At 56.0% G+C, this 24663-nt stretch carries 21 protein-coding genes and 1 pseudogene; 19 read left to right on the top strand and 3 right to left on the bottom strand.

Features of this window, described 5'->3' with window-relative positions:
- Positions 1-95: 95 nt before the first annotated feature.
- Positions 96-941 (bottom strand): undecaprenyl-diphosphate phosphatase, encoded by an 846-nt coding sequence (locus EC845_RS17670; RefSeq protein ID WP_123299442.1) that lies wholly within the window; start codon positions 939-941, stop codon positions 96-98.
- An 87-nt stretch (positions 942-1028) separates the two neighbouring features.
- Positions 1029-2597, bottom strand: coding sequence for an EAL domain-containing protein (locus EC845_RS17665; RefSeq protein WP_123299441.1), 1569 nt, complete (start codon positions 2595-2597; stop codon positions 1029-1031).
- A gap of 375 nt (positions 2598-2972) precedes the next feature.
- Between EC845_RS17665 and EC845_RS17660 the strand changes: the two genes are divergently transcribed.
- From EC845_RS17660 to EC845_RS17580, 17 genes are all read left to right on the top strand, one after another.
- The gene (locus tag EC845_RS17660; protein WP_123299440.1) at positions 2973-3452 is read left to right on the top strand and encodes a superinfection immunity protein; all 480 of its coding nucleotides are present in this window, start codon (positions 2973-2975) and stop codon (positions 3450-3452) included.
- A gap of 1043 nt (positions 3453-4495) precedes the next feature.
- Positions 4496-6046 (top strand): YadA C-terminal domain-containing protein, encoded by a 1551-nt coding sequence (locus EC845_RS17655; protein WP_233598148.1) that lies wholly within the window; start codon positions 4496-4498, stop codon positions 6044-6046.
- 17 nt (positions 6047-6063) lie between these two features.
- Positions 6064-6960, top strand: coding sequence for an OmpA family protein (locus EC845_RS17650; RefSeq protein ID WP_123299438.1), 897 nt, complete (start codon positions 6064-6066; stop codon positions 6958-6960).
- A 23-nt stretch (positions 6961-6983) separates the two neighbouring features.
- Positions 6984-8120, top strand: a complete 1137-nt coding sequence (locus tag EC845_RS17645) for a DUF2827 family protein (protein WP_123299437.1) — start codon at positions 6984-6986, stop codon at positions 8118-8120.
- On the top strand, positions 8117-9241 hold the full coding sequence (locus tag EC845_RS17640) for a DUF2827 domain-containing protein (RefSeq protein ID WP_123299436.1): 1125 nt from the start codon (positions 8117-8119) through the stop codon (positions 9239-9241). Before EC845_RS17645 ends, EC845_RS17640 begins: the two co-directional genes overlap by 4 nt.
- Before the next feature lie 5 nt (positions 9242-9246).
- Positions 9247-9945 carry a hypothetical protein gene (locus EC845_RS17635; RefSeq protein WP_148077338.1) on the top strand — a complete coding sequence of 233 codons (699 nt, stop codon included), beginning with the start codon at positions 9247-9249 and terminating at the stop codon, positions 9943-9945.
- Positions 9946-10760: 815 nt separating this feature from the next.
- On the top strand, positions 10761-11576 hold the full coding sequence (uppS, locus tag EC845_RS17630; RefSeq protein ID WP_123299434.1) for a polyprenyl diphosphate synthase: 816 nt from the start codon (positions 10761-10763) through the stop codon (positions 11574-11576).
- A gap of 81 nt (positions 11577-11657) precedes the next feature.
- The gene (gene galU, locus EC845_RS17625) at positions 11658-12527 is read left to right on the top strand and encodes a UTP--glucose-1-phosphate uridylyltransferase GalU (protein ID WP_123299539.1); all 870 of its coding nucleotides are present in this window, start codon (positions 11658-11660) and stop codon (positions 12525-12527) included.
- Between the two features lie 91 nt (positions 12528-12618).
- Positions 12619-13497, top strand: coding sequence for a sugar transferase (locus EC845_RS17620; protein ID WP_233598147.1), 879 nt, complete (start codon positions 12619-12621; stop codon positions 13495-13497).
- Between the two features lie 25 nt (positions 13498-13522).
- Positions 13523-14875, top strand: coding sequence for a UDP-glucose/GDP-mannose dehydrogenase family protein (locus EC845_RS17615; RefSeq protein WP_123299433.1), 1353 nt, complete (start codon positions 13523-13525; stop codon positions 14873-14875).
- Positions 14872-15843, top strand: a complete 972-nt coding sequence (locus EC845_RS17610) for an SDR family NAD(P)-dependent oxidoreductase (protein WP_123299432.1) — start codon at positions 14872-14874, stop codon at positions 15841-15843. The genes EC845_RS17615 and EC845_RS17610 overlap by 4 nt, the downstream gene beginning before the upstream one ends.
- 8 nt (positions 15844-15851) lie before the next feature.
- The gene (locus EC845_RS17605) at positions 15852-17093 is read left to right on the top strand and encodes a lipopolysaccharide biosynthesis protein (RefSeq protein WP_123299431.1); all 1242 of its coding nucleotides are present in this window, start codon (positions 15852-15854) and stop codon (positions 17091-17093) included.
- Positions 17090-18571: a hypothetical protein gene (locus EC845_RS17600; RefSeq protein WP_123299430.1), complete on the top strand. Its 1482-nt coding sequence runs from the start codon at positions 17090-17092 to the stop codon at positions 18569-18571. The genes EC845_RS17605 and EC845_RS17600 overlap by 4 nt, the downstream gene beginning before the upstream one ends.
- Before the next feature lie 6 nt (positions 18572-18577).
- Complete coding sequence (locus EC845_RS17595; protein WP_123299429.1) at positions 18578-19099, top strand: serine O-acetyltransferase; 522 nt, start codon at positions 18578-18580, stop codon at positions 19097-19099.
- Positions 19099-20319 (top strand): polysaccharide pyruvyl transferase family protein, encoded by a 1221-nt coding sequence (locus EC845_RS17590; RefSeq protein ID WP_123299428.1) that lies wholly within the window; start codon positions 19099-19101, stop codon positions 20317-20319. The genes EC845_RS17595 and EC845_RS17590 overlap by 1 nt, the downstream gene beginning before the upstream one ends.
- A complete protein-coding gene (locus EC845_RS17585) occupies positions 20316-21494 on the top strand; it encodes a glycosyltransferase (RefSeq protein WP_123299427.1) in 1179 nt (392 codons plus the stop codon). The genes EC845_RS17590 and EC845_RS17585 overlap by 4 nt, the downstream gene beginning before the upstream one ends.
- 2 nt (positions 21495-21496) lie before the next feature.
- Positions 21497-22588: a glycosyltransferase gene (locus EC845_RS17580; protein WP_123299426.1), complete on the top strand. Its 1092-nt coding sequence runs from the start codon at positions 21497-21499 to the stop codon at positions 22586-22588.
- Positions 22589-22620: 32 nt separating this feature from the next.
- Here the strand turns inward: EC845_RS17580 and EC845_RS17575 are convergent.
- A pseudogene (locus tag EC845_RS17575) lies at positions 22621-23344 on the bottom strand (IS3 family transposase); the annotation flags it as partial.
- Positions 23345-23354: 10 nt separating this feature from the next.
- Here EC845_RS17575 and EC845_RS17570 point away from each other — a divergent pair.
- Together EC845_RS17570 and EC845_RS17565 are read left to right on the top strand one after the other, a co-directional pair.
- Positions 23355-23729, top strand: coding sequence for a DUF1153 domain-containing protein (locus EC845_RS17570; protein ID WP_123299424.1), 375 nt, complete (start codon positions 23355-23357; stop codon positions 23727-23729).
- Positions 23726-24499, top strand: coding sequence for an IS3 family transposase (locus EC845_RS17565; protein ID WP_123299423.1), 774 nt, complete (start codon positions 23726-23728; stop codon positions 24497-24499). The genes EC845_RS17570 and EC845_RS17565 overlap by 4 nt, the downstream gene beginning before the upstream one ends.
- Positions 24500-24663: the final 164 nt, after the last annotated feature.

The following is a 24663-nucleotide window of genomic DNA, read 5'->3' as shown; positions in this document are numbered from 1 at the left end:
GGTCAAGGCGCGGCCGGGGCGCCGATCCCGCCGCCTGAATGCGGCTGCCGGTGCCGGGATCCGTGCCGAGATCCGTGTCGTGATTCGTTTTGTGATCAGTGCGGCGAAAGCAGGCCCGCACCCAGCAGGATGAAGACCAGTGCGCCCAGCAGCAGGCGGTACACGACAAACACCATGTAGCTCTTGCTGGAGACGAACTTCAGGAAAGCGACGATCACGCCGTAACCCGAGACGAATGCGATCAGCGTGGCCAGTGCGGTGGGGCCGGGCGCCACGGGCGTGATCTCGCCCATGCTCTTGAAGAGCTGGTAGAAGCCCGAGCCCATCACCGCCGGAATCGCCAGCAGGAACGAATAGCGCGCAGCGGCTTCACGCGTGTAGCCCATCAGCAGGCCGGCGGTGATGGTGCCGCCCGAGCGCGACACGCCGGGGATCAGTGCCATCGCCTGCGCCAGGCCGAACAGGATGCCGTGCTTGGGCGTGAGCTGGTCGAGCGTGCGTTTCTTCTCGCCCACGCGATCGGCCCAGGCCAGCACCAGCGCGAACAGCATCAGCATGGCGGCCGTGATGTACAGGTTGCGCAGCGAGGTCTCGATCATGTCCTTGAACAGCAGGCCCAGCACCACGATGGGGATGGAGCCCAGCACGATCAGCCAGCCCATGCGCGCATCGGGATTGCGCCGTGCCTCGGCGTTGTTGAACGAGGCGAACCAGGCCAGCGCGATGCGCAGGATGTCTTTGCGGAAGTACAGCAGCACCGCCAGCTCGGTGCCGATCTGCGTGATCGCCGTGAAAGCGGCACCCGGATCGCCACCCGACGGCAGCAAGGGGCCGACGATGCGCAGATGCGCGCTGGACGAAATGGGAAGGAATTCGGTGAGGCCCTGGAGCAAGCCCAGGAATGCGGCTTGCGCCCAGCCTATGGATTCAGTGTGGATCATCGGTTCCTGCTGCTACAAATGTCGTGCCGGGCGATTGTAGAGGCACGGTGCTGCACTGCATCATGCAAACGGAAGTATCAAAAAATATCAGGCCGGGATGGCACGTCGCTGGCGCAGCCAGACGATCAGGTCTTCGAGCATCATCGGCCGCGCAAACAGATAACCCTGCATGTGCAGGCTGCCGCGGTCTTTCACCTGCTGGCGCAGGTAGCGCACCTGCTCTTCGGTTTCGACGCCCTCGGTCACGATCTCGAAATTCATGTTCAGCGCCAGGTCGATGATGCTGTCGATGATGTGGTGCGAGATCGTGTCCGGGCGCGCCATGCCGACGAACATGCGGTCGATCTTGATGATGTCGAAATTGAAGCGGTGCAGGTAGGCCAGGCTCGAATTGCCCGTGCCGAAATCGTCGATCGCCAGCTTGACGCCCATTTCGCGCAGGCGCTTGAGGATGCGGTCGGTCTGCTCGTCCTCGGCAATCGGCTGGCGCTCGGTCAGCTCGAGCATCAACTGCAGGCCGCGTGCCGAGGTGCGGTCGAGAAAACGCTGGCAATCCTGCAGCAGGCTTTCGAGCGAGAAGTGCTCGGCACAGACGTTGAAGGCGACCTGCATGCCGCGCGGCACGCGATCGATGTTGGCCACCAGCATGCCGCCGGTCTTTTCCATCAGGTGATGGGTGAGCGGCACGATCATGCCCTCGCGCTCGGCGGCCGGGATGAACTGGTCGGGGCTGAGCACGCCGGCGCGCGCCGTGTGCCAGCGCACCAGCACCTCGACCCCCAGCACCGAGGCATCGGTGCTCGAGACCACGGGCTGAAAGTAAGGCACGAACTCGTCGCGCCGCATGCCGTCCTCGACCAGCCGGCGCGTGGTGTAGAGGCGCTGCGTGAGCCGCCCCACCATGAGCCCGACCAGCACGCTCAGCGCCGCGATGAACAGATACGAAGGCCAGTAGGCGCTCCAACTGCCGATGGACAGGCCGTGGCTGGGCGCCAGCAGCACGCTGGCCGAGTGGCGGCTCGAAGCCACCTGCCGGATGTTCTTGGGGTGACTGCTGGCCGGCACGACGGCTCCCTGCGTGTCGAGGGTCGCATCGCCTACCTGCAGGATCAGGTGCGGGCCGGGATAGGCCGAATGCAGCGCCGCGCGCAGATGCTGGGTGTCGATGGTGGCCATGACACCCACGCCGTTGGCCGCCGTGCTGTCGCGCAGCATGAGGTTGGCGCGGCCCGATGGATTGCCCGGCGCGCCCGCGTCGACCAGCTCCAGGGTGCGACCGCCGGGCGGCTGCACGGGCGGCAGAGCCGTGCTGCGGTCGCCATAGAGACTGGAGCAATACACCGTGTTGCCCCGGAACAAGCCGAGCGATTGCAGTTGAGACAGCGAGGCCACGGTCTCGCGCAACAACACCAGCGTGCTTTCGTCGCACGGGGCATTGGCCGGCAGGCGCTGCACCAGCGCGACGGCATGGGTGGCTTGGTCGAAGGTGTCGTCGAGCTGCGTCAGCGTGGCGTGGGCCAGCGCCTCGTCCTCGTGCTCGCGAGTCAGCTTGATCTGCAGGGCCAGCACCCCCAGTGCGCTCAAGATCGTGAATGCCATGGCCAGCACCACGCACACCAGCGTGGTCGGCTGCGATGGGTTCTTGGACCTCGGCATGGCGTGGGTGCGCTACGGATCTTTGATCAGTTGTATCGGGGTGGGGGGGCGGGAACTGCGGAGGGAATTGCGCTTGCGCGCCGTGCAGGATCGTTCATGCTAATCGTAATTTCTCTGTCAGACAGCGCAATCACGTGCGGCGCTATAAAAAAAGCTGAGCGCCGTGGCAGACACGATGAACACCGAGCATCCGGGATGCGCCGCACACCGCCGCTGTTGCGAGAGCGCTCCAGTTTCGCGGATTTTTCTTGACGATGTTCGATCGTTGTGAATGTTAAAGTACTACAAACTTGATCGTAAAGTCAGTTTTGTGTAAGTAAACTGAAAGGGTGGCTTGCTCCAATCGGGGCCAAGTAAAACCGTGGGAGTAGTGGAATGTCTTACCTTCGAGCCGGCCTGGCAGGGCTGTGGCTGGTGCTGGCGTGGTCGTCGGCGCTGCAGCCTTATCTTGCGCTGGGCTTTTTTGGCCGCCTGATGGCCGACAGCTTCCTGTTCGCCACGGCACTTTTCTATGTGCTGCCCATCATCGAGGGCGCCCTCAAGAAGCATCCCGATCTGCCGCGCATCGCCGCCGTCGACCTGCTGCTCGGGTGGACGGTGATCGGCTGGCTGTGGGCCTACAAGACCGCACGCAGCGCGCCCAAGGTCAAGGCGCCGCCCAAACCCAAGCCGGCCGTGCAAGCCGCGCCGGCGGCCGCGCCCAAACCCGCCGTGTTCGTCGCGCCGACCAACCATCTGGGCCCGCAAGTGGCCGATCGCCTGCAGAAGGCCAGGGATCTGTACGTGGTGGGCGTGTACACCGAAGAAGAATATGCCGCACAGAAAGCGTCGATCCTGGGCAGTGCCGCCAGTTGATGGCGTGGTTGCCCTGCTGTTATAGAGCAATAGAGCAGCAGGCACCTTTCGATTTTTTACCCGCCTCTTGGCGGGTTTTTTTGTCTTGAACCGGGCTGGATGCACCGTGGTCGCGCATGGTCGTTGGCTTGGAGCACGGTTCAGGATCAAATTCAAGGGTAATCACTTATCGATTATGGTGTATTGCCTTTACTGGGTATTTAACGGATCTGAATACCTTTTCTTTACTTTTTCATTTACTCCAGGATGAGCCGGGCGGCATTTTTTTGCATTTCGTGGTTTATCGTCCCTGGCATCCCGCCTTGCAGTCCTGCTTGGGCACGTGGCTCGATGCCGCCGGTTAATACTTCCGGTGGTTATGTTGACATCAATTCTTGAGTCATCGAAGGTATTCATATTTTTCTCTGTTTGACAAGATCGATTCCATGTGGGTCGAGCCCCGCGTGCCGCCATAAATCGTTGATTTGACTGGTTAATGAGCCTGTTCGATGACACCTCGCGCTGTCGTTGGTTTCCTTCGGAATCGCTGTGGGGCCGTCATTTTTGAATAGGCTGCAAGTATTCATCGGGATACCGATTTTGCAGTTTTCTTGCAGATGATGTAGAGGCGTGAGATTCATCCGATCCTACCGGTGACAAACCTTTCTGTAAGAAATCAGTAAGGTTGCGTTGTTTCAATCATTAACACCTGTGAAGGTTGGTTTTATTGAAATGCATCAAGCACTTAACGGCTTGTTTTCAAGCTAAGTCAACAGTTGGCGCAGGGCGATCAGGGTTGGTGGTTCAGACCCGGTCGATCAGGGATGGCATTCATAAAAATTCGGTCGAATCCCTGCTGGACAGTTTCCTGACACAGGCCGCGCGGCTTTTCGAATCGTTGCAGCCGGTGACCAGGTACTCGAGGCAGGCATCGAGACCCATGGCGCAACAGGCTTCAGGCCAAAGTGAAGGGATAACCTATGTTCAAGACCACCCAAACCCCCCAGCTGAGGGCAGCAGCAGGGATTCGGCACGACACCGGCAACTTTTGCGGAACGTGGCGTTTGTTGGCTGAACACAGGCCCCTCTGGGCGCGGCCCCTGTGTGCCGTGCCCGTGCTGCTGGCCCTGGTGCTGGGCGGCGAATCGGCACAGGCGCAGTGGGCCACCGTGACCAACGGCAATGTCAACATCCAGGGCACGCTCGACCTCAACAGCCCGTCGGGCACCAACACCCTGACCGGCATCTCGGCCGGTGCCGTCACCGCGACCAGCACCGACGCCATCAACGGCGCGCAGTTCCACTCGCTGTCGACCGGCTTGAGCACGGTCAACAGCAATGTCGACGGCATCTCGGCCTGGCTCAGCACCACCAACACCGGTCTCGGCACGCTGTCGACCAGCACTTCGACCAGCCTGAGCACCGTCAACAACAGCATCGACGGCATCTCGGCCTGGCTGAGCACCACCAACTCCAATCTCAGCACACTGTCGACCACGGCTTCGACCGGCCTGAGCACCACCAACAGCAACGTCGCCGGCCTGTCGACCAGCACATCGACCGGGCTGAGCACCGTCAACAGCCGGGTCGACAATCTATCGACCGGACTGGCCTCGACCAACACCAACCTCAGCACCCTGTCGACCAGCACCTCGACCAGCCTGAGCACCACCAACAGCACCGTGGCGGGCCTGTCGAGCAGCACGTCGACGGGGCTCAGCACGGTCAACAGCCGGGTCGACGGGCTTTCGACCGGCCTCAGCACCACCAACAGCACTGTGGCCAGCCTGTCGACCAGCACCTCGACGGGGCTCAGCACCGTCAACAGCCGGGTCGATGGGCTCTCGACCGGCCTGAGCACCACCAACAGCAACGTGGCGAGTCTGTCGACCAGCACCTCGACCGGGCTGAGCACGGTCAACAGCAGCATCAGCAGCCTGTCCACCGGGCTGAGCAGCACCAACAGCACCGTGAGCGCGCTCAGCACCACGGTATCGACCGTCTACAACAACAACAAGTACTTCAATGCCAACGGCACTGGCACCGGCGCAGCGGCGCAGGCCACCGGCAGCGGCAGCCTGGCGGCCGGTGCCGGTTCGGTGGCGCAGGGCACCCGTTCGGTCGCCGTGGGCGAGGGCGCTCAGGCCACCGCGGCACAGGCGACGGCGATCGGCTCGCGGGCCGTGGCTTCTGCCGCCAACTCGGTGGCGCTGGGTGCGGATTCGGTGGCGCTCGAAGAGAAGACCGTGTCGATCGGCTCGGCCGGGCAGGAGCGCCGCCTCACCAATCTAGGCGAAGGCGTCAACGGCACCGATGCGGCCAACGTGAACCAGCTCAACCGCGTGGCCGCCGGCATGAACCAGAAGATCCATTCGGTCGAACGCAATGCCAACGCCGGCATCGCCGCGGCCCTGGCCGCTTCGTCTCTGCCCCAGCCCACACAGGCCGGCAAAAGCATGGTCATGGCTGGCGCCGGCTACTACAGCGGCGAATCGGCCGTGGCGGTCGGGGTTTCCAAGATTTCTGAAAACGGCAACTGGGTGGTCAAAGCCAGTACATCGGTCAATACCCGCTCCAAACCCACGGCCGGCGCCGGCGTGGGCTTCCAGTGGTAAGCAAAGGGATACGCACCATGACGCTGCAACACACCCCACTCGGCCTGCGAAGCGAGCCGGTCCGGCCCTCGCGCTGGGCTCTTGCCGCCGCCGCCGCCCTGATGCTGCTGCTCACGGCCTGCGCCGGTTCGATCAGCCGCTCCATCGCCGACGACGGCTCGGGGGCCGGTGAAATCCGCTTTCCCGACGTCGCGGCCGGCGAGATGCGCCAGCGCGGCGTGTTTGTGCCCGAATCCAAGCTGCAACTGGTGAAAACCGGACTCAACAAACCGCAGATCCAGGCCTTGCTGGGCCCGCCGCATTTCAGCGAAGGCCTGGCCGTGGTGCGCGAGTGGGATTACGTGCTCAACTTCCACGAGGCCGACAACCGCGTGCAGTCGTGCCAGTTCAAGGTGCTGTTCGATCTGGAAGGCGTGGCACGCTCGTTCTACTGGCAGCCCCGGGCCTGCGCCAGCCGCTGGAGCAACCAGGCCCAGGCCACACCCGTGGCCAGCCCTTTTGCCGCCGCGCCGCTGGCCCCCCTGCGCAGCACCCGCCAGTTCACCCTGCAGGGCGATGCGCTGTTCGCTTTCGGCAAGAGCGGCCTGCAAGACATCCAGCCCGCCGGCCGCGATCAGCTCGACCGCCTGGCCGAACAGCTTCGCCAGACCCCGGCCGAGCGCATCGACGCCATCGGCTATTCGGATGCCATCGGCAGCCCCACCGGCAACATCGCCTTGTCGCAGCGCCGCGCGCAGGCCGTGCGCAGCTACCTGGTGAGCCGTGGCGTGCCCGCCCACCTCATCCATGCCAGCGGCAGGGGCCAGGCCAACCCGGTGGTGCAGTGCGACCAGGCGGCAAAGGCCCAGCGCATCAGCTGCATGGCGCCGAACCGCCGGGTCGAGGTCGAAGTCGTTCCCCGATCCGCCTCCTAGGCCATCCCCTTTCGTCGTCATTCATGCGAGTCGGTATTTCGGTACTCACCCGGCAGGGTCAGAGCCTGTGGGAAAACGGCATCGGCCAGAACGCGCTGGCCTTGGCCATGCTCATGCAAGAGCTGCCCAACGTGCGCAGCGTGGTGCTGGTCGACGTGGGCGAAATGGCCGGCCTGCCGCACGAAGCGCAAGTGCTGGGGCTGCAGTTCCCCGTCATGCGGCCGCGCGAGGCCACCCACCACATCGATGTGATGATCGAGCTCGCCGGCGGGCTCGATCTGGAATGGCTGGACTACCTGCGGGCCCTGGGCAAACGGGTGGTGTTCCAGGCCTGCGGCCATCCCTATGTCAACCTGGCCGAGCCCAGCGTGTTCGGGCGCGACGCGTACTTCTCCCGGGCCCAGCGGTGCGACGAGGTGTGGCTGCTGCCCATGTTCGCCCATCTGCTGCCCTTGATGGTGACGCTGCACCGCTGCCCGGTGTATGTGATGCCTTATATATGGAGCAGCCAGTTTCTGGCCCAGCGCGTGCGTGCCGTGCAGGCCGAGGGCCATGCCTTTGGTTTCGACGGCGGCAGCATTCACCGGCCCTGGCGTGCCGCCGTGTTCGAGCCCAACGTGTCGGTCGTCAAAAGCGGGCTGCTGCCCATGCTGATCTGCGATGCCGCCTACCGGCAGGCCGCGGACAGCTTGTCTTGCGTGCACTTGCTCAATACCGTGCAGTTTGCCGAACACCCCACGTTTGCCCACCTGTGTACCGGCCTGGCGTTGAGCGTTGCGGGCCGGCTGGCGCTCGAGCAACGGCATGATTTTGCGGGCTTCATGGCCACGCGCGGTGTCGACCTGGTCGTTTCGCACCAGTGGACCAACATGCAGAACTACCTGTACCTCGATGCCCTGCATGGCGGCTACCCCCTGGTGCACAACTCGCCCTGGCTGCAGCAGGCCGGGCAGGGCTACTATTACAGCGGCTTCGACATCGACCACGGCGCTGCCCAGATCGCCACCGCCCGGGCCCAGCACCGCGCCGACGATCGCGACCAGGCCAGCCGCCGACAGGCGTTTCTGGCAGGACTGGAACCCTGCGGCCCCGACAACCTGCGCGCCTACGGCCAGCAGATGGCCCTGCTCGACCCCCGCCACCGCAAGGGGGCGGCATGAGACAGAACCTGCGGGTCGGCATCACCCTCATGCTGCGCGACGGGCCGCAATCGGTTTGGGAAAACGGCATTTTCCAGAACTGCTTTTACCTGGCCATGCTGTTGCAGGCCTCACCCGTGGTGTCGCAGACCTGGATCGTGCACGACGGCGCCGCTGGCCCCGATGCCCATCGGGATCTGCTGGCCCATTCGCCAGCCCCCGTGATGGACCTGGCCACGGCGCAGCAACGGCTCGACGTCGTCATCGAACTCAGTGCCCAGCTCGCGCCCGACTGGAGCCGCGCCTTTCATGCCCGGGGCGGGCGGGTGGTCGCCATGCACGTCGCCAACGACTACGTGATCGACATCGAACGCATCATCTACGGCCTGCCGCCGGGCATGCAGGCTTCGGGTACACCGTACGACGCCGTCTGGACCTTGCCCGCCTTCGAGCACAGTTGCACCTCTTATTACCAACACGTGCTGCGCGCACCCGTCAGCACCATGCCGCACCTGTGGAGCCCCGCCGGCCTGATCCGCCACCTGCGGGCACAGGGCAGGGCCGAAGTCGACTTCGACTACCGGCCCGGGCGCGACCGCTGGCGGCTGGCGGTGTGCGAACCCAATCTCTGCATGGTCAAGACCTGCCACCTGCCCATGCTGCTGTGCGACGCCGCACACCGCGCGCAGCCCGATTTCATCGAACACCTGCGGGTCTACAACGCCATGGGCCTGAAAGAAAACGCGCTGTTCGTGCGTTTTGCCCGCAGCCTGGATCTCGTCAACCATGGCCTGGCCAGCTTCGAGCCGCGCCTGCCCATCACCGACATCCTGGGGCCGCAGGCCGACGCACTGGTCTCGCACCATTGGGAAAACGGCCAGAACTACCTGTATTACGAAGCCCTGTGGGGCGGCTGGCCGTTGATCCACAACTCGGCCTGGCTGGGCGATTGCGGCTACCGCTACCCCGATTTCGACTGCCTGGTCGGCGGCGTGGCCTTGCGCACGGCGTTTGGGGTGCACGACGCGCAGCTCGTACGCTACCGGCAGCAGGCCCGCCAGTTTCTGGCCGCGCTGGATCCGTGTGCCCCCCCCAACGTCGCGCACTACGGTGCGGCCCTGCAAGCGCTGTTTCAATCATGATTGTCTTGTCGAGCTTTTTGCGCGGCCCGCGTCGCGCCGGGCAGAGCCTGTCGCTCAAACTGCTGGCTCCACTGGCGCTGCTCGGCGCAGCCGGCATCGGCACCCTGCCTGCACCGGCCCGATCCCAGCCCCTGCATGCCGGCAAAAGCGCCCCGGCGGCCGATGCCCATGGCAAATGGACGCTACAGCCGGCCGCGCCTTCGCAGCCGCTGCTGGCCCAGACCGCACGGCGCGCCGGCATACGCCGGTGCGTGGATGGCATCGCTTTGATCTCGCGCGGGGCCACGGCCGCCGCCCAGCGGCAAGACGTGCTGATGGACTGGAACCGGGCCAGTCCCAACGACAGTGCACTCTTCAGCCTCACCGCCATGGAAGCCCAGAGCGGCAATTCATTGATGTCGCTGGTCAGCGTGCCCGAGCCCGACGGGCTGGGCTGCTCGATGCTGGTCGAAACCATCAGCACCAAGGCCCAGGCCTGCTCTGCCGTCGCCAAAGCCGAACTGCCGGGCTACACCCGCAACGCACTGCTGCCGACGGTGGATGTCTACACCCGCAGTGCCTCTCCGCAAGAAACGGTGGTGCTGGCCCAGCAGGGCAAACGCAGCTGCCTGATGGTGTGGCGGCACGTGCAGTACGGCTGGAACCTGCAGGGCAGGGCGATGCAGGAGGCTCCCCGCACCGGCCACGCTGCACCCAGCCGCTGAGGCCTGCACCCCTGGCCATCGGCCTCAAATTGCTGCGCCGCATCAATCTGGCGCATGCCCGACTCGCGCCAGAACACGCACGCACTACAGCGGCGCACGGCGCGACCTCGAGCAGATGCCTGCAATTCGCAGGCCAGCACGCAAAAAACCTTCCCTGAACCGGCCAAACCATGGAATGTGAACTCTATTTTGGTATTGTTTTCAATTCATAAAATGAATACTTTTGGGTGGGTCAAAAGTTGAATGGCAGGAACTCAAAAACTATGTTAAGTGCCTGCCAACCGGCGAAAACGTGCGGTTGTGCTCCTATTTATTGCAAAAAACACGCTTCCTGGCACTCTCCTGTGTAGGAATTGTCCTGCACCTGTAACGGACATGACCTACACGGTTGAATCGGCGTGAACTTTGGTTGTGGCGAAGCTGCAATTGATAACTTTCTTATCAAACAAAGCCGCAATAAGACTGGGGTATCATCGCCCGTCAGCTAACCAGCAGTGGAAACCCTTGGTCGCGTTCCCGTGACATTCGTAACATTTGTGTCGCAGTGCAACGTAACACTCGGGGTTTGGGCTTAAAAATTGCTAGGTTTCCGGTTGTGGGGCACCGCGATCTTCCCGATGAAGAGCGCAGCCGGTGCAACCGGGCGATGGAGGATGAAAGAGGGAGATGAGAACAGGCGCCTGCGCCGCACGGAGTCCGCACGACAAGAGCGGGCCCGCTGCACGCAGGATGGTTAAGGACGGCATTGGGCCGCGACATTTTTTTCGAGAGGGCCGGGTGCCCTCCGTGTCGCGGCTCCTCCACCTTGAGGTGTCATGCAAACTGAAACGACAACAGACGGGCCGCTACAAACGCCCCGACACGTTGCCATCATCATGGACGGCAACCGCCGCTGGGCCGCTCAACGCGCGCTGCCCAGGGCGGTGGGCCATGCCACCGGCGCCAAGCGCGTCAAACAAATCGTCACGACCTGCATCGATGCGGGCGTGCAATGCCTCACCCTGTTCGCCTTCAGCACCGAAAACTGGCGCCGCCCGCAAGACGAAGTCTCGGGCCTGATGAAGCTGCTGATGCGCTACCTTAGCAAAGAAGTCAGCGAGCTGCATGCCGAAGGCGTGCAACTGCGCATCATCGGCGACACCACCCAGCTCGACGCACCGCTGCGCAAGATGATCGACGACGTGCATGCGCTGACAGCCGGCAACACCCGCTTCACGCTCAGCATTGCCGTCAACTACGGGGGCCGCTGGGATATCTTGCAGGCCATGCGCCGCTGGCAGGCCGCCCACCCCAACAGCCCGGTGACCGAACTGGACGAGGCTGGGCTGTCTCGCCACCTGAGCACCGGCGACCTGCCCGAACCCGATCTGCTGATCCGCACCGGCGGCGAGATCCGCATCAGCAACTTCTTGCTGTGGCAGATGGCCTATACAGAGATGTACTTCTCGGATGTGCTGTTCCCCACCTTCGGTACCGCGGAGCTGCAGGCCGCGTTCGAGTGGTTTGGCCATCGCGAGCGCCGTTTTGGTGCAGCTGCCGGCCAGTCGGGCGCCATCGACAGCGCCACCGCCCAGGCGAGCCTCGCCGCCGGCGCACACATCCTTCAAAAAGACACACAGCGCAGTGCCTGAGCAGGCCCTGCGCTGCACACATCACCCCATCTAAAAACTCAACGACTTTTGATTAGAAAGCTAGGGAAATCTCATATGACTATCAAGAAGATTCGCACTGCCGTGTTCCCCGTGGCCGGCTTGGGCAGCCGCTTTTTGCCTGCCACCAAAGCCATTGCCAAAGAAATGCTGCCGATCGTGGACAAGCCGCTCATCCAGTACGCTGTCGAAGAAGCGCGCGAAGCCGGCATCACCAGCATGATCTTTGTCACTGGCCGTACCAAGCGCTCGATCGCCGACCACTTCGACAAGGCCTACGAGCTGGAAGTGGAGCTGGAACAAGCCGGCAAGACCGAACTGCTGAAGCTGGCCCAATCGGTGACCCCGGCCGGTGTGACCTGCGCCTATGTGCGCCAGCCCGGTGCCCTGGGCCTGGGCCACGCCGTGCTGTGCGCCGAGAACCTGGTGGGCGACGAGCCCTTTGCCGTGCTGCTGGCCGACGACCTGATCGACGGCAAGCCCGGTGCGCTCAAGCAGATGGTGCAAGCCTATGAAGAACACCAGGCTTCGGTGCTGGCCGTGGAGAACGTGCCGCGCGACAAGACCGGCAGCTACGGCATCGTCAGCGCCGAGCGCATCGACGACCACAACGAACTGGTCAACGGCATTGTGGAAAAGCCGGCACCGGCCGATGCCCCCTCGACCCTGGCCGTGGTGGGACGCTACATCCTCGAACCGCAGATCTTTGAAGAACTGCGCAACATTCCCCGCGGCAAGGGCGGCGAGTACCAACTCACCGACGCCATTGCCGAACTGCTGAAGAAACGCAAGGTGATTGCACACCGCTACGACGGCGTGCGTTACGACTGCGGTTCGAAGCTGGGCTACCTGAAGGCCAATGTGGACTTCGGTGTGCGCCACCCCGAACTGGGTCAGGCTTTCGCCGCATATTTGCGTGAGCGGCAAGGTTAAGCAGCCAGGGGTGTACTGGTAATCTTGGCCACACATTTTTAACACGGCGATGTTTACCTGATCACTCCCGTATTTCAAGAAGGAGCATTCCATGTACGCCAGCCGGACGACAGATAGTGCACTTATGCCACATACAGATGCCGTTGAATCGGTTTCATCGCCTAAAAGCACAATGAACAAAACATCACCCGTGACACATATCGATCCCGGGCCGGTCATGGCTCTGCGCGCCACAGATACGCCAATGACGCAGTCCCTGGCTAGGCAACGAGGCGCGGAGTCGATGCCGGGAGATGAGGTGAACACCCCCATTGTGCTTCGTGATACCGACGTCGACGAAAATATAAATCATTCAATCGTCGTGAAGTTTCTCAAGCGCGGCGTAGATGTGTTGGGTAGTTTATTGTTTTTTGCTTTCTTTGGGTGGCTGTATTTTGCCCTCGCAGTTGGTGTATGGATCAGCTCTGGTCGCCCGATCTTGTTTTCTCAGAAACGGTACGGGTATAAGGGTGAAACCTTCGAATTCTATAAATTTAGATCAATGGTGCCGGATGCTGAGGCCGTTTTGATTAAATATTTAGAAGCGAATCCTGCTGCGGCTGAAGAGTGGAATAAGTATCAGAAATTGGATAATGATCCGCGAATTACGAGGTTTGGACATTTCATTCGAAAAACAAGTTTGGATGAGCTGCCGCAATTTTGGAATGTTCTCAAAGGCGATATGAGCCTTGTAGGTCCTAGGCCCTGCTTGCTTTCGCAGAAAACGCTGTATGGAAAATATTGGTCGAGCTACATTGCCGTCCGTCCTGGAATTACAGGCTTGTGGCAAGTCAGTGGACGAAATACGGTGAGCTATCGTCGACGTGTATTGCTGGATGTTAGATATGTTCAGCAGTTGTCGATTGTTAATGATATTTCCATATTTTTAAGAACTGTATGGGTAGTTTGTACTGGCCATGGTTCGAAGTAATTAAATAGTATATAGAGGTAGAAAAATGAATGTTACTGTAGTTGGAACGGGGTATGTCGGTCTTGTCACCGGTGCGTGTTTTGCCGAGGTGGGTAATATCGTAACCTGTGTGGACGTGGATCAGGTTAAGGTTGATAATCTTCTAAAAGGCATCTTGCCTATTTATGAGCCTGGACTTGATGATGTCGTTATCAACTGTCATAAGCAGGGTCGTCTGAAGTTCACCACATCCCTTAAGGAGGCAATGAATGACTCCGACCTTTATTTCATTGCAGTTGGTACACCTCCGGGGGAAGATGGTTCGGCAGATCTTAAATACGTTTTAGCAGTTGCACGTGAAATTGGGGCCAATATCACCCGGCCTAGCGTGGTCGTAAATAAATCGACCGTTCCAGTCGGTACAGCGGACTTGGTTCGGCAAGCCATCAACGAAGAAATGGCGAAGCGGGGAGTAGAGATTGCTTTCGATGTTGTTTCAAATCCTGAATTCCTGAAAGAGGGTGCGGCTGTTGACGACTTTATGCGACCTGATCGAATTATCGTTGGCGCATCATCCGAAAATGCACGTAATGTGATGCGTGAACTGTATTCGCCATTCAATCGTAACCATCAACGATTGGTGTTTATGGGGGTGCGCGATGCAGAGATGACGAAGTACGCAGCGAATGCCATGCTTGCAACTAAAATTTCGTTTATGAACGAAATCGCCAGTTTGTGTGAACGTCTGGATGTAGATGTTGAACATGTCCGTTTGGGAATTGGCAGCGATCAACGTATTGGCTTCCATTTTATCTATCCTGGGGCGGGGTATGGTGGTTCTTGCTTCCCGAAGGATGTCAAAGCCTTGGTTCACATGGCTGACAAAGTAGACTTCGAAGCCAGCGTACTTCGCGCTGTCGAGCTGCGAAATGATCAGCAAAAACAAACGTTGTTTCAAAAGGTTAGTGACGCTTTTCAAGGTGATTTGGCGGGGCGTAAATTTGCTGTCTGGGGCTTGGCATTTAAGCCCGGAACAGATGACATGCGCGAAGCGCCGAGCACTGTCTTGATTAAGGCATTGCTCGATGCTGGGGCAACAGTCACCGCGTACGATCCTGTTGCGAAAGAAACCGCAAAACTGGAGTATTCCGAAGAAGTGTTTTCGAATGGAAAATTGACTATCTCCGAAAATCAGTATGAAGCTCTGATTGATGCTGATGCACTGATTCTTGTCACCGAATGGAAGCTTTTCCGGAATCCGGAGTTCAAAACGATCAAGAAGTTGCTCAAGAATCCCATAATTATTGATGGCCGAAATCAATATGACTTGGCTGTGATTGCGCGTGAAGGATTTAGTTACGTTGGCGTGGGACGGCAAGCAAAGTTGAGCGAAAAATGAAAATTCTGGTAACCGGAGCCGCCGGATTCATTGGTTTTCACTTGGTGCAGGCGCTCGTGAAGCGTACATGCACAGTCGTTGGGATCGATAATTTAAACGATTATTACGATGTCACTTTGAAGCAAGCGCGACTTGCTGAATTGACATCTCATAAGAACTTCGATTTCCGAACAATCGATCTTGCTGATCGAGCGGCGATGGCCAGCCTGTTTGAAAAGGAGAAGTTTGATCGAGTCATTCATCTCGGCGCTCAGGCTGGCGTGCGCTATTCCATTGATAATCCGTTTGCCTACATAGATAGCAATCTTGTAGGGACGATGACTGTGCTGGAAGGATGTCGCCATTCTAATGTGAAACACGTGCTTTATGCATCGTCATCTTCGGTTTATGGCGCAAATACTAAGATACCTTTCTCTGTGAGTGATAGAGTCGATCACCCGGTGTCTTTGTACGCAGCAACTAAGAAATCCAACGAGTTGATGTCGGAGACTTATGCTCGATTGTATGGGCTAACTTTGACTGGCTTGCGTTTCTTCACGGTGTATGGACCGTGGGGGCGGCCCGATATGGCTTATTTCAAATTTGCTCAATCGATAGTCGCCGGGAAATCTATCCCTGTCTATAACAATGGTGATATGAAAAGGGATTTCACTTATATCGACGATATTGTGAGTGGTATATTGAGGATTCTCGATGTCGGCCCCGAGAAGTTGGGTTTGGGGTTGCACAAGGTTTATAACCTGGGGAACAATAAGCCAGAGTACCTGATGGATATGATATCGATGCTGGAGCGGCATATGGGTCAAGAAGCCTCAAAGGACTTTTTGCCAATGCAGCCAGGTGACGTTTACTCAACATATGCAGACATTGATGATTCAGTTCGTGATTTTGGATATGCTCCCAATATTCCTCTGGATGAAGGATTGAGACGGTTTGTTGACTGGTTCAAGAAGTTTTATAAGATTTAGGTAATCCTTTGTTCAATAAGTCTTTGGGCAAAACTGGAAAAGGGGCAATTTGGACTTTGCTTGGCAATGGGTCCTATGCCCTTTCTCAGTTTTTTATCATTTTTGCATTGGGACGAATTCTGAATGCCGAGGGCGTAGGAGTCTATAGCTATGCTGTTTCTCTAGCGACTCCTGTTTTGGTTTTCTGTAATTTAGGGCTGAGAATTCAGTTGATGACTGATGTAAAGCAGGAAGTGCCACTCTCAGTATATGAGCGTACCCGACTGATTACCAGTTTCATCGGGATGCTGGTGTTGATGGGGTTGGTCGTTGCGCTTAACGATAACCGTCTCGTGATCTCAGCTGTTCTTTTGGTTGGATTGGCCAAGACATTCGAATACCAATCTGAGCTATTTTATGGGCTGTTCCAACGCCTTTATCATTTTCGTGTTATTGCCTTTTCGCTGGCTCTGAAAAGTGTGCTCGTCGTTTTTGCCATTCTGACGACTGTGATCGTCACTGGTGATCTCCTGGCCGGGCTTTTGGCCGTCCTATTTGTCACGGCAGCGGTATGCATTTTTTACGATAGGAACCGACGAAAGAGTCTAATAGGAACTGGGGGCGAACGGCTAAATTCTGCGTCTCTGAAGTTGATTTTGTACACAGGACTTCCGCTGGGTGTGTCCGCCTTGTTAATCAGTCTCAATGTAAATATTCCACGCTTGATACTGGGCGGTTATGTCGGCATGTCCGAATTGGGATATTTTGCCAGTGCGGCTGCCTTCGTTCAGGTGGGCAGTCTCGTGATCATCTCTCTTGGACAAGCGCTTGCACCTCGCATGACTGTCGCGTTTCAGGCGGGTCGATATGCCGAGTACCGTAAATTTGCACTGGCTGGTGTTGGGTTTGCGGTTTTGACCGGTATGATCGGGATGGGCGTGGCCTACGCTTGGGGTGAGTTTTTCCTTGCGCTTGTCGTCAAGTCGACTCATCCTGAAGTCCAGAATTTTATGTTCTGGGTCTTCTTGGCGGCACCGTTTCAGTATGCGATGAGTATGTATGGTTTTGTTGTAAGCTCCACTCGCCGAAATCGGGCGCTGGTTTATGTGAATCTTGCTGTTTCAGTCGGTACTGCTTTGGTTGGCTGGTATTTGATTCCTTCGCAAGGATCATTAGGCGCCGTCTGGGCGTTGGTTGTGGGCTCCATGCTAGGATGCGCTCTCTACACCATCGTGCTGGTGAAAAACATCCGGGATCAAATAGGATCATGAGTTCTCTCACTATATCTGCATTCGCATGCGTACTAATATCCTTGGGCTTCGTGTTGAACGATGTCGAGCTGCCTGGGTTGTTCTACGTAATTTGCTTGGCATCCGGTATTCTCATATTGCGGGATGGGATTGATTATTTGCGTGGACGAATGGGATCATTTGACCCGGTTGGTATTATCGGCTTGGTCGGCGTCATGATGTTTTTCGTTAGCCCTGTTTTGCAGCGCTCTTGGAATTATTGGCCGTTCTTGCCAGATCTTTCGCAAGCAGATGACTGGATGATTCTCTGGGCGACGCTGAATTTGCTCGGTATCCTGATTTATCGCACTATCGTGCATGCCCCATTCAGTAGAGCTACAGTGGCTCAAACTGGTTATACCTTTAATCGACGTCGATTCAAGATTGTTATCGCTCTGGCGTTGGCGTTTAGCTTGCTTATGCAGCTTTATGTCTATTCAAAGTTCGGTGGTATAGCGGGTTTCATTGCAACATTTACTGAGCGTCAATCCGAAGGATTGGTGGACGCCGCAGAAGATCCCTTTGAGGGCATGGGTTTGCCTATGCTTTTTGCCGAAAGCTTTAAGCTGCTCATTGCGATGGGCGTGATTTACCTTATTAAAGGTAAGCCGTGGGCTGCTCGAAATTCTACGCTTGTGATTCTCATGGCGATTTTTGGTGTTGTTTTCCTTTTCTTTGGTGGTTTGCGTGGAAGCCGGAGCTCGACTATCTTTGCTCTGTTTTTTGCTGCTGGGATGTATAGTCTTTGGATTAAACCAATTAGAATAAAATTTATTGTGATTGGTGCACTGGTGGCCTCTGCATTCCTTACGACCTATTATTGGTACAAGATCGCAGGCACAGACGGCATGTTGGCCATGTTTGATAGTAGCTATAGAGCTAATTTTAATTCGGCACGCCAAGATGCCAGTAAGTATATTGTGGCGCGTGACATGGGGCGCATGGATGTTCAGGTGTTGGCATTGAAGCAATACTACGAAAAAGATTACGATTTTTCTTATGGCAGAACCTATTTGACAGCTATTTTTGCTGCGATTCCAAAATCAATAGTTCCATATAAGCCTGATCAGATCACCAAGGAAAAAACTGAAATTATCTATGGCCGGGGATCTTATATACCGGATTCACCTCGTCAAACAACTTTAGTACTTGGGCAGTTCGGAGAATTTTTCATCAATTTTGGATTGATTGGTGTATTTGCTTTTTGGATAGTCCTTGGTCTGGTTGTTAGGCGTTTGAGGATGTGGAGTTATCAATGGCAAGATTGGGATGTGCGGCGATTTATACTGCCAGTGCTTACTTTGATTCCTATTTTGATGTTGATAACTGATATGAATGTCTTGTTGTTGAATATGACGCGATATCTATTCTTCCCAGTTTTTGTTGCATTGCTGTGTATTCGTAAGAGAAAACCCGTACCTGTTTTGAATAACGGCGCGCACCACCTGGCTGTGGCGTAATTTCGTATGTTGCAAATAATTAAACTTGATTTGCTTGCATATGGGAAGCGTCGAGGCTTGTTCGGATTCTTGTCGGCGCTTATCCTGAATGCAGGGTTTTCCACTGTATTTTGGTATAGGGTGATTTGTGCACTGAATCGGTTTGGACTTCCTGGGCGTATCATCTCAAAGGTGCTTCTAAGGATTCACGTGATTTTTACTGGATGTTATCTGAGCCCTCAAGCAAAAGTTGCCGGCGGTCTCCGTCTTCCACACCCTGTGGGTGTTGTGATTGGTGAGGGGGCCGTAGTCGGTGCTGGAGTTACGTTATATCAAGGTGTCACCTTAGGGCAAAATCTAAAGAATCAGTATCCAATTTTGGAAGACGATGTTTGCTGCTATGCAAATAGTGTTTTGATTGGCGATATTCGAGTAGGGCACAGTGGCGTAGTTGGTGCAAATTCGTTTGTTAATCGAAATGTTGAGTCGTATTCGATTGTAGCAGGTGTGCCCGCACGTGTAATTGCCAAGAACAAGCAGGAAACATAATGAATGACGAGTTAGTCCCACACAGGGGGCGAGTTGTGCTTTGCACGCTGCGTTACAGTGATAACTTAGGCGACGGTGTTATTGGCGATTGCATGGAGTTTCTCATCAAGAAGCAGAGGCCTGGCTTTGATGTTGAACATTTAGATATGGCAGGGCGAGCTGGCTTTTCTGCGCCAAAAGAAAGCCGATTAGGATATTTGCGTAAGATTTTGTTTTACGCGTGCCCCGTGCCGATGCGCGGTACGGCATTTCGTTTACTTTGGCCTTTGTTATTTGAAAAGCGTATGGCCCATGCATGTGGCCATGCTTTTCGAGAGAACGTGGATGCGTTAGTATTTGGGGGCGGTCAAATGCTAAATGATGTAGCATTGAATTTTCCGCTGAAATTTCAGTATGTGGCTAAATACGCATCTCAAAGGCGTACGTCAATGGCTATGGCCGGTGTTGGCGTCTCTAGTAATTGGTCTAAACGAGGTTTGGATTGTTTTCGAGGCGCTTTATCGAGTCCGTTATTTAAATATGTGTCAGTTAGGGATGAGCGCTCTCGCAATACCCTTACCTCATATCTCGAGTCGAGGACAAGTGAAGTTGCTGTCACTTTGGATCCAGCCATTTGGTCCAGTGAAGCCTATAAGGTAGTTCCTCGAGAAAAATCTGTTGATGTTTTGCGTGTAGGCTTTGGAATCGCAAATCCGGAGGAGCTGGCTACTCAAGCTCAGGGCGAAAATTTCTCTGCAGCATCATTTGATAGTTTTTGGCTTGATGTCATAGATGGTGTCAAATCATTGAATTGCAAAATCGTTCTTTTTAGTAATGGCGCTGTAGAAGACGATACCTATTTGCGTCAGTTTGCGGCGAAATTAAAAAGTGTGCGTCCAGATGTCCTCTTCGAGGTGCTTCCTCGTGCGGAAAGACCTCACGAATTGGTGAGTCAAATTGCCGGCATGGATGTCATCGTTGCCCACCGGTTACACGCAAATATCATTGCTTATTCATGTTCTGTACCCAGCATTGCCTTAGTTTGGGATGCCAAGGTTGCAGGATTTTGTGACATGGTTGGACGCAGTCGATGGTGTTACCATTCTTTGACGGATGGGGCGCGTGTTGCAGCGGATGTTGAGCAGGCTTACAAGACAGGAGTTGACTTGGATCAACAACAAAAGTTGAAATCTATTTGCCTGTCTAAAATTGAAGATATGTTAGGAGCGGTCGGGAAATGAAGGTTTTTGTTATTCGGGATGGCGTTTTTACTTTGAATGACGGTGTGCCATCCTCCAATTTATTATACTACGCCGCATTTCCCAAGCGTTATTTGGCAGTTTTTGATAGTGTTACGATGGTGGGTCGTCTTTTTAGCAAGGAAGATCCTACTGCTAAGCCGGTTACAGGTCCGAATGTCGACTTCGTTTCATTGCCTGGTTACCACGGGCCGATAGGTTTTCTGAAAAATCTGCCCAAAATAATATCGGTTATTAACCGTAGCATTGATCCGAATGCAGCTTATATTTTAAGAGTTCCGACTACGGTGCCGAGCTTGTATTCTGTCTTGCTTTATTTGAAGCGCATTCCATTCGCCGTCGAAGTTGCTGCAGACCCGTATGATGGATATAGCCCTCAGGCACTTGGGAACCACCCCCTGAGCCGTTTTTTTCAATGGTTTTTCCCTCTGTTGATGCGTTGGCAGTGCCGCAATGCAGTCGCAGCAGCTTATGTGACGCGCGACGCATTGCAAAGGCGTTATCCGGCGCGTAATGCAGAGTCATCGTTTTCTTTTACGTCTATCGATTTGGTTCCTGAAGCTTATAGAAGCGAACCTAGGACTTATGAGTCAACGCGAAATGCTAGCCTTAGGCTTGTGATTATTGGCAACATGCAAAAAACCCTTAAGGGGCATGATGTTTTATTGCATAGCCTTGCTAAACTCCGATCCAAGAATTTTGACTTGAAGTTGACGATTATCGGGTATGGCGAAAATTTAGCCTTTTTTCAAAAAATGGCTGAAGATCTTGGATTGAAAGATCATGTCGAGTTTACTGGGAAGCTGCAAAACGGTGAGCCCATTCGCAGTGTGCTAGATCGTTGCGATATCTTCGTGCTGCCGTCACGGCAAGAGGGACTTCCTCGCGCTTTGCTTGAGGCGATGGCTCGTGGCCTACCTGCCATCGCTACGCGTGTGGGGGGGACACCCGAGCTACTAGAAGAGCACGCTCTTGTGGAACCCGACGACATAGACGGTCTGGCTGGACGCATACAGCACTTCGTAGAGAATCCAGAATTGCTCAACCAAGAGGCTGCGCGAAATTTGGCGCTCTCACATGAATACAGCATGGAGAATGTCACAATTCAGCGTAATCGCTTCTTCGAGCGAGTTAAGCAAGCCAGTCGGCGGGTTTGAAGATGGCAATCATCGTCTTTCATGCTGCCGAAACGATTAAAGGTGGAGTTGCAAGTGTACTCAACTTACTAGTAAGTCACCAAAGGCAATCTGGCATGGATGTGCATGTGCTTGTCCCCAGCCAGCAATGCGAGGAGCTTACAGGGATTGATCGCTCTGCAACTACAACCTTTGACCGCCCGGGTAGGAGTCTGCGATCTTTCTTCAATTTTTTTATTTCCTTCCTGCGCTCAGTGTGGACGTTGCGACCGGATGTTGTGCATCTGCATAGCAGCTTTGCAGGTGTTTTGGGCAGAGTTGCATTATTATTTTTGCGACCGTTTCGTCGTCCCCGTGTTATTTATACTCCACATGCATGGTCATTTATCATGGATGTTTCAGAGAAAAAGAAGAGAATTTATTCTTATTTAGAAAAGATACTTCTTCCTCTTTGTGATGTTGTGACATGTGGTAGCAAATATGAAAAAAATGAGGCGGAGAAATATGGAATAATTTCGCCTAAGATTGGAGTTATCTATAACGGTGTTCTGGATCCCCTTGTCGTGGACTCGTTGCCGCTTCGATCAAGTCGAATGGAACTTCTTTTTGTAGGTAGGTTGGATCAACAAAAAGGCTTTGATATTTTAATCAGTGCCATGCGGACGCTCGATCCATCTTTGTACCGGCTTACCGTCGTAGGCGGAGGGGTTCACGATGACTCTGACCATAAATTGGAAGATCTGCCCAATGTGGAGTATGTTGGATGGGTTAAACAAAATCAGTTGCCCAAATATTTTGCTGCATCCGATGTTTTGGTTATGCCCAGTCGTTGGGAGTCTTTTGGTTTAGTCGCCGCAGAAGCTCATAGCTGCGGGCTCCCTGTCATTGCTTCGCGATGCTGTTCGATCCCGGAGATTGTTCAGGACGGCGTAACAGGATTCTTGTTTGAAAAAGATTCGAGTAGTGATCTGGTTGACAAACTTGGGCTTTTTAGTCGAGAGACTGCACTTGCGATGAGGTCTGCATGCTTGTTGCGTTATGAATCGTTGTTTACGGCTAAATCAATGTGCGAGCGCGTAGCTCAGACTTACAAGTTCTCTTTTGTTTGGAAGTAATTAAGATGACCTGCCCTTTCCAGCCATACCAATCAGTTGGAGAGAGGTCCAAGGGTTTGCAGGTTAACTGATCCTGCCTCGGTGGTTGATGGGTTGGGATTGCGGTGTTTGGCGGCGAACTCAGCCGGAGGAATCCGGTCAATCGTTCCGTGCGGTCGGACCTCGTTGTAGTCCTGGCGCCAGATGGCGATGACCTCGCGCGCTTGGGCCAGGGATTCGAACCAGTTCTCATTGAGGCATTCATCCCTGAACTTGCCGTTGAAGCTCTCGATGTAGGCGTTTTGAGTTGGCTTGCCTGGCTGAATCAGGATGTGCTGTATGCCTCGTGTCTGCATCCAGGTCATGAAGGCTCGGCATGTGAACTCTGGGCCGTTGTCGCTCCTGATGGCCTCTGGGTAGCCCCTGAATCTTGCAGCCCGCTTGAGGACGCGAGCGACGTATGCCCCAGGCATGGAAAGGTCCACAGCGATGTCGACGCACTCATGGGTGAAGTCATCGGCGATCGTCAGGCATTTGATGCGGCGCCCGTTGGACAGCGAGTCGCTGACAAAGTCAAGGCTCCATGTTTGATTGACCCGGGCAGCGGCCACCAAAGACGTCCGCTCACCACGGTACTTTTTGCCCTTGTTGCGCTTGCGAACAGCACAGGCCCTGTGCGCGGTAAAGCCGAAACACCTTCTTGTGGTTCGTGCCTGGAAACTCTTTGCGCAGCATGTCGTGCACACGACGATACCCAAAGCGCCGGCGCTCCATGGCCACTGCATGAATGCGTTCGTGTATTGACCCACTGAAAAGCTGCACAGGTCTTAAACTCGAAGAAAGAGACCTGAGCATGAAGATGGAAGAAGAGATCAAACGGTGGACGGCCAAGCGCAAGAGCGCCTTGGTGATGGACATCATTCAAGGCAAGACGACGGTGGCAGAGGCCAGCCGAGCGCATGATCTGACGCCCTCGGAGATCGAGAGCTGGGTGGACGATGCCAAGCGCGGTATGGAGAACGCCCTGCGGGCCAAACCCGAGGACGTTCGTGAACAGTACGAACGCCAGCTGCGTGATCTGCAGGAGGCGTACGGCGAGGCGATGCTGGAGCTGCGTGCGAGAAAAAAGCTACAAGCCTTGCTGGACGAGGACGGGAAGTGATCCTGCGTGTACAGCAAGGCTTGGCCGATGAGGGCGTTGCGGTCAGCTTGAGCCAACTGTGCCGGTGGTTTGAAGTACCTCGACGCACGGTCTATTACAAGACAGTCAAGGTGCCTCCCAAAGTCGAGCCCCGGTTTGCCGAGCCCATCAAGGCACTGATCGAGGAGTCGCCATCGTTTGGCTACAGGACCGTGGCACATCTGCTGGGCTTCAACAAAAATACCGCGCAACGGATCTTCCAGATCAAGGGCTGGCAGGTTCGCAAACGGGCTATTGGCATGCGACCGCGGATCCAGGCTCTACCCTCAGTGGCCACAGCGCCCAACGAGCGATGGTCGACCGACCTTTGTCGAATCTGGGCCGGTCGCGACGGCTGGGCCGCGTTGGCGCTGGTGATCGACTGCCATACCCGGGAGTTACTGGGCTGGCACCTGTCGCGCAGCGGCAAGGCGACAACGGCATCGAGCGCGTTGGAGCAGGCCTTGATTGCCCGGTTCGGCACGCTCGGGCGTGTGCCGCAGCCGTTCCTTCTGAGGTCTGACAACGGCCTGGTGTTTACCAGCCGGGACTACACCGCCCTGGTCAGAAGCTACGGATTACACCAGGAGTTCATCACGCCCCATTGCCCTCAGCAAAACGGAATGGTCGAGCGGGTGATCCGAACACTGAAGGCGCAGTGCACGCGTCGGCACCGATTCGAAAGTTTCGAGTACGCGAGCCGGTTGATCGGCGACTGGATTGGTTTCTACAGCACTCGCCGGCCACACTAGGCCCTGGCGATGATGACTCCCGCTGAGGCATACGCACTAGCGGCCTGATCTGTGCACATTCTGCTGGGTTAATACAGCTGCGCAGCAGCCACATGCCGATTTGCTCGCAGCGAGCTCCAGAACCGCCAATTCGAGCGCTCAAGTGCAATCGGCGGATCTGGCTT

It is taken from the genome of Comamonas sp. BIGb0124, from assembly GCF_003752175.1.
In the GTDB taxonomy this organism is placed as follows: Bacteria; Pseudomonadota; Gammaproteobacteria; order Burkholderiales; family Burkholderiaceae_C; genus Comamonas_F.
Note: the sequence above shows the minus strand (reverse complement) of the source record. Positions and strands in the feature narration are given on the sequence as shown.

Bases quoted from the DNA above. Each gene is read 5' to 3' on its own strand.
- EC845_RS17645 (WP_123299437.1), top strand. From the start codon at position 6,984: ATGCGAGTCGGTATTTCGGTACTCACCCGGCAGGGTCAGAGCCTGTGG.
- EC845_RS17620 (WP_233598147.1), top strand. From the start codon at position 12,619: ATGTACGCCAGCCGGACGACAGATAGTGCACTTATGCCACATACAGAT.
- EC845_RS17600 (WP_123299430.1), top strand. From the start codon at position 17,090: ATGAGTTCTCTCACTATATCTGCATTCGCATGCGTACTAATATCCTTG.
- EC845_RS17570 (WP_123299424.1), top strand. From the start codon at position 23,355: ATGCGTTCGTGTATTGACCCACTGAAAAGCTGCACAGGTCTTAAACTC.
- EC845_RS17660 (WP_123299440.1), top strand. From the start codon at position 2,973: ATGTCTTACCTTCGAGCCGGCCTGGCAGGGCTGTGGCTGGTGCTGGCG.
- EC845_RS17650 (WP_123299438.1), top strand. From the start codon at position 6,064: ATGACGCTGCAACACACCCCACTCGGCCTGCGAAGCGAGCCGGTCCGG.
- EC845_RS17615 (WP_123299433.1), top strand. From the start codon at position 13,523: ATGAATGTTACTGTAGTTGGAACGGGGTATGTCGGTCTTGTCACCGGT.
- EC845_RS17610 (WP_123299432.1), top strand. From the start codon at position 14,872: ATGAAAATTCTGGTAACCGGAGCCGCCGGATTCATTGGTTTTCACTTG.
- EC845_RS17670 (WP_123299442.1), bottom strand. From the start codon at position 941: ATGATCCACACTGAATCCATAGGCTGGGCGCAAGCCGCATTCCTGGGC.
- EC845_RS17595 (WP_123299429.1), top strand. From the start codon at position 18,578: ATGTTGCAAATAATTAAACTTGATTTGCTTGCATATGGGAAGCGTCGA.
- EC845_RS17580 (WP_123299426.1), top strand. From the start codon at position 21,497: ATGGCAATCATCGTCTTTCATGCTGCCGAAACGATTAAAGGTGGAGTT.
- EC845_RS17640 (WP_123299436.1), top strand. From the start codon at position 8,117: ATGAGACAGAACCTGCGGGTCGGCATCACCCTCATGCTGCGCGACGGG.
- EC845_RS17585 (WP_123299427.1), top strand. From the start codon at position 20,316: ATGAAGGTTTTTGTTATTCGGGATGGCGTTTTTACTTTGAATGACGGT.
- uppS (WP_123299434.1), top strand. From the start codon at position 10,761: ATGCAAACTGAAACGACAACAGACGGGCCGCTACAAACGCCCCGACAC.
- EC845_RS17665 (WP_123299441.1), bottom strand. From the start codon at position 2,597: ATGCCGAGGTCCAAGAACCCATCGCAGCCGACCACGCTGGTGTGCGTG.
- EC845_RS17590 (WP_123299428.1), top strand. From the start codon at position 19,099: ATGAATGACGAGTTAGTCCCACACAGGGGGCGAGTTGTGCTTTGCACG.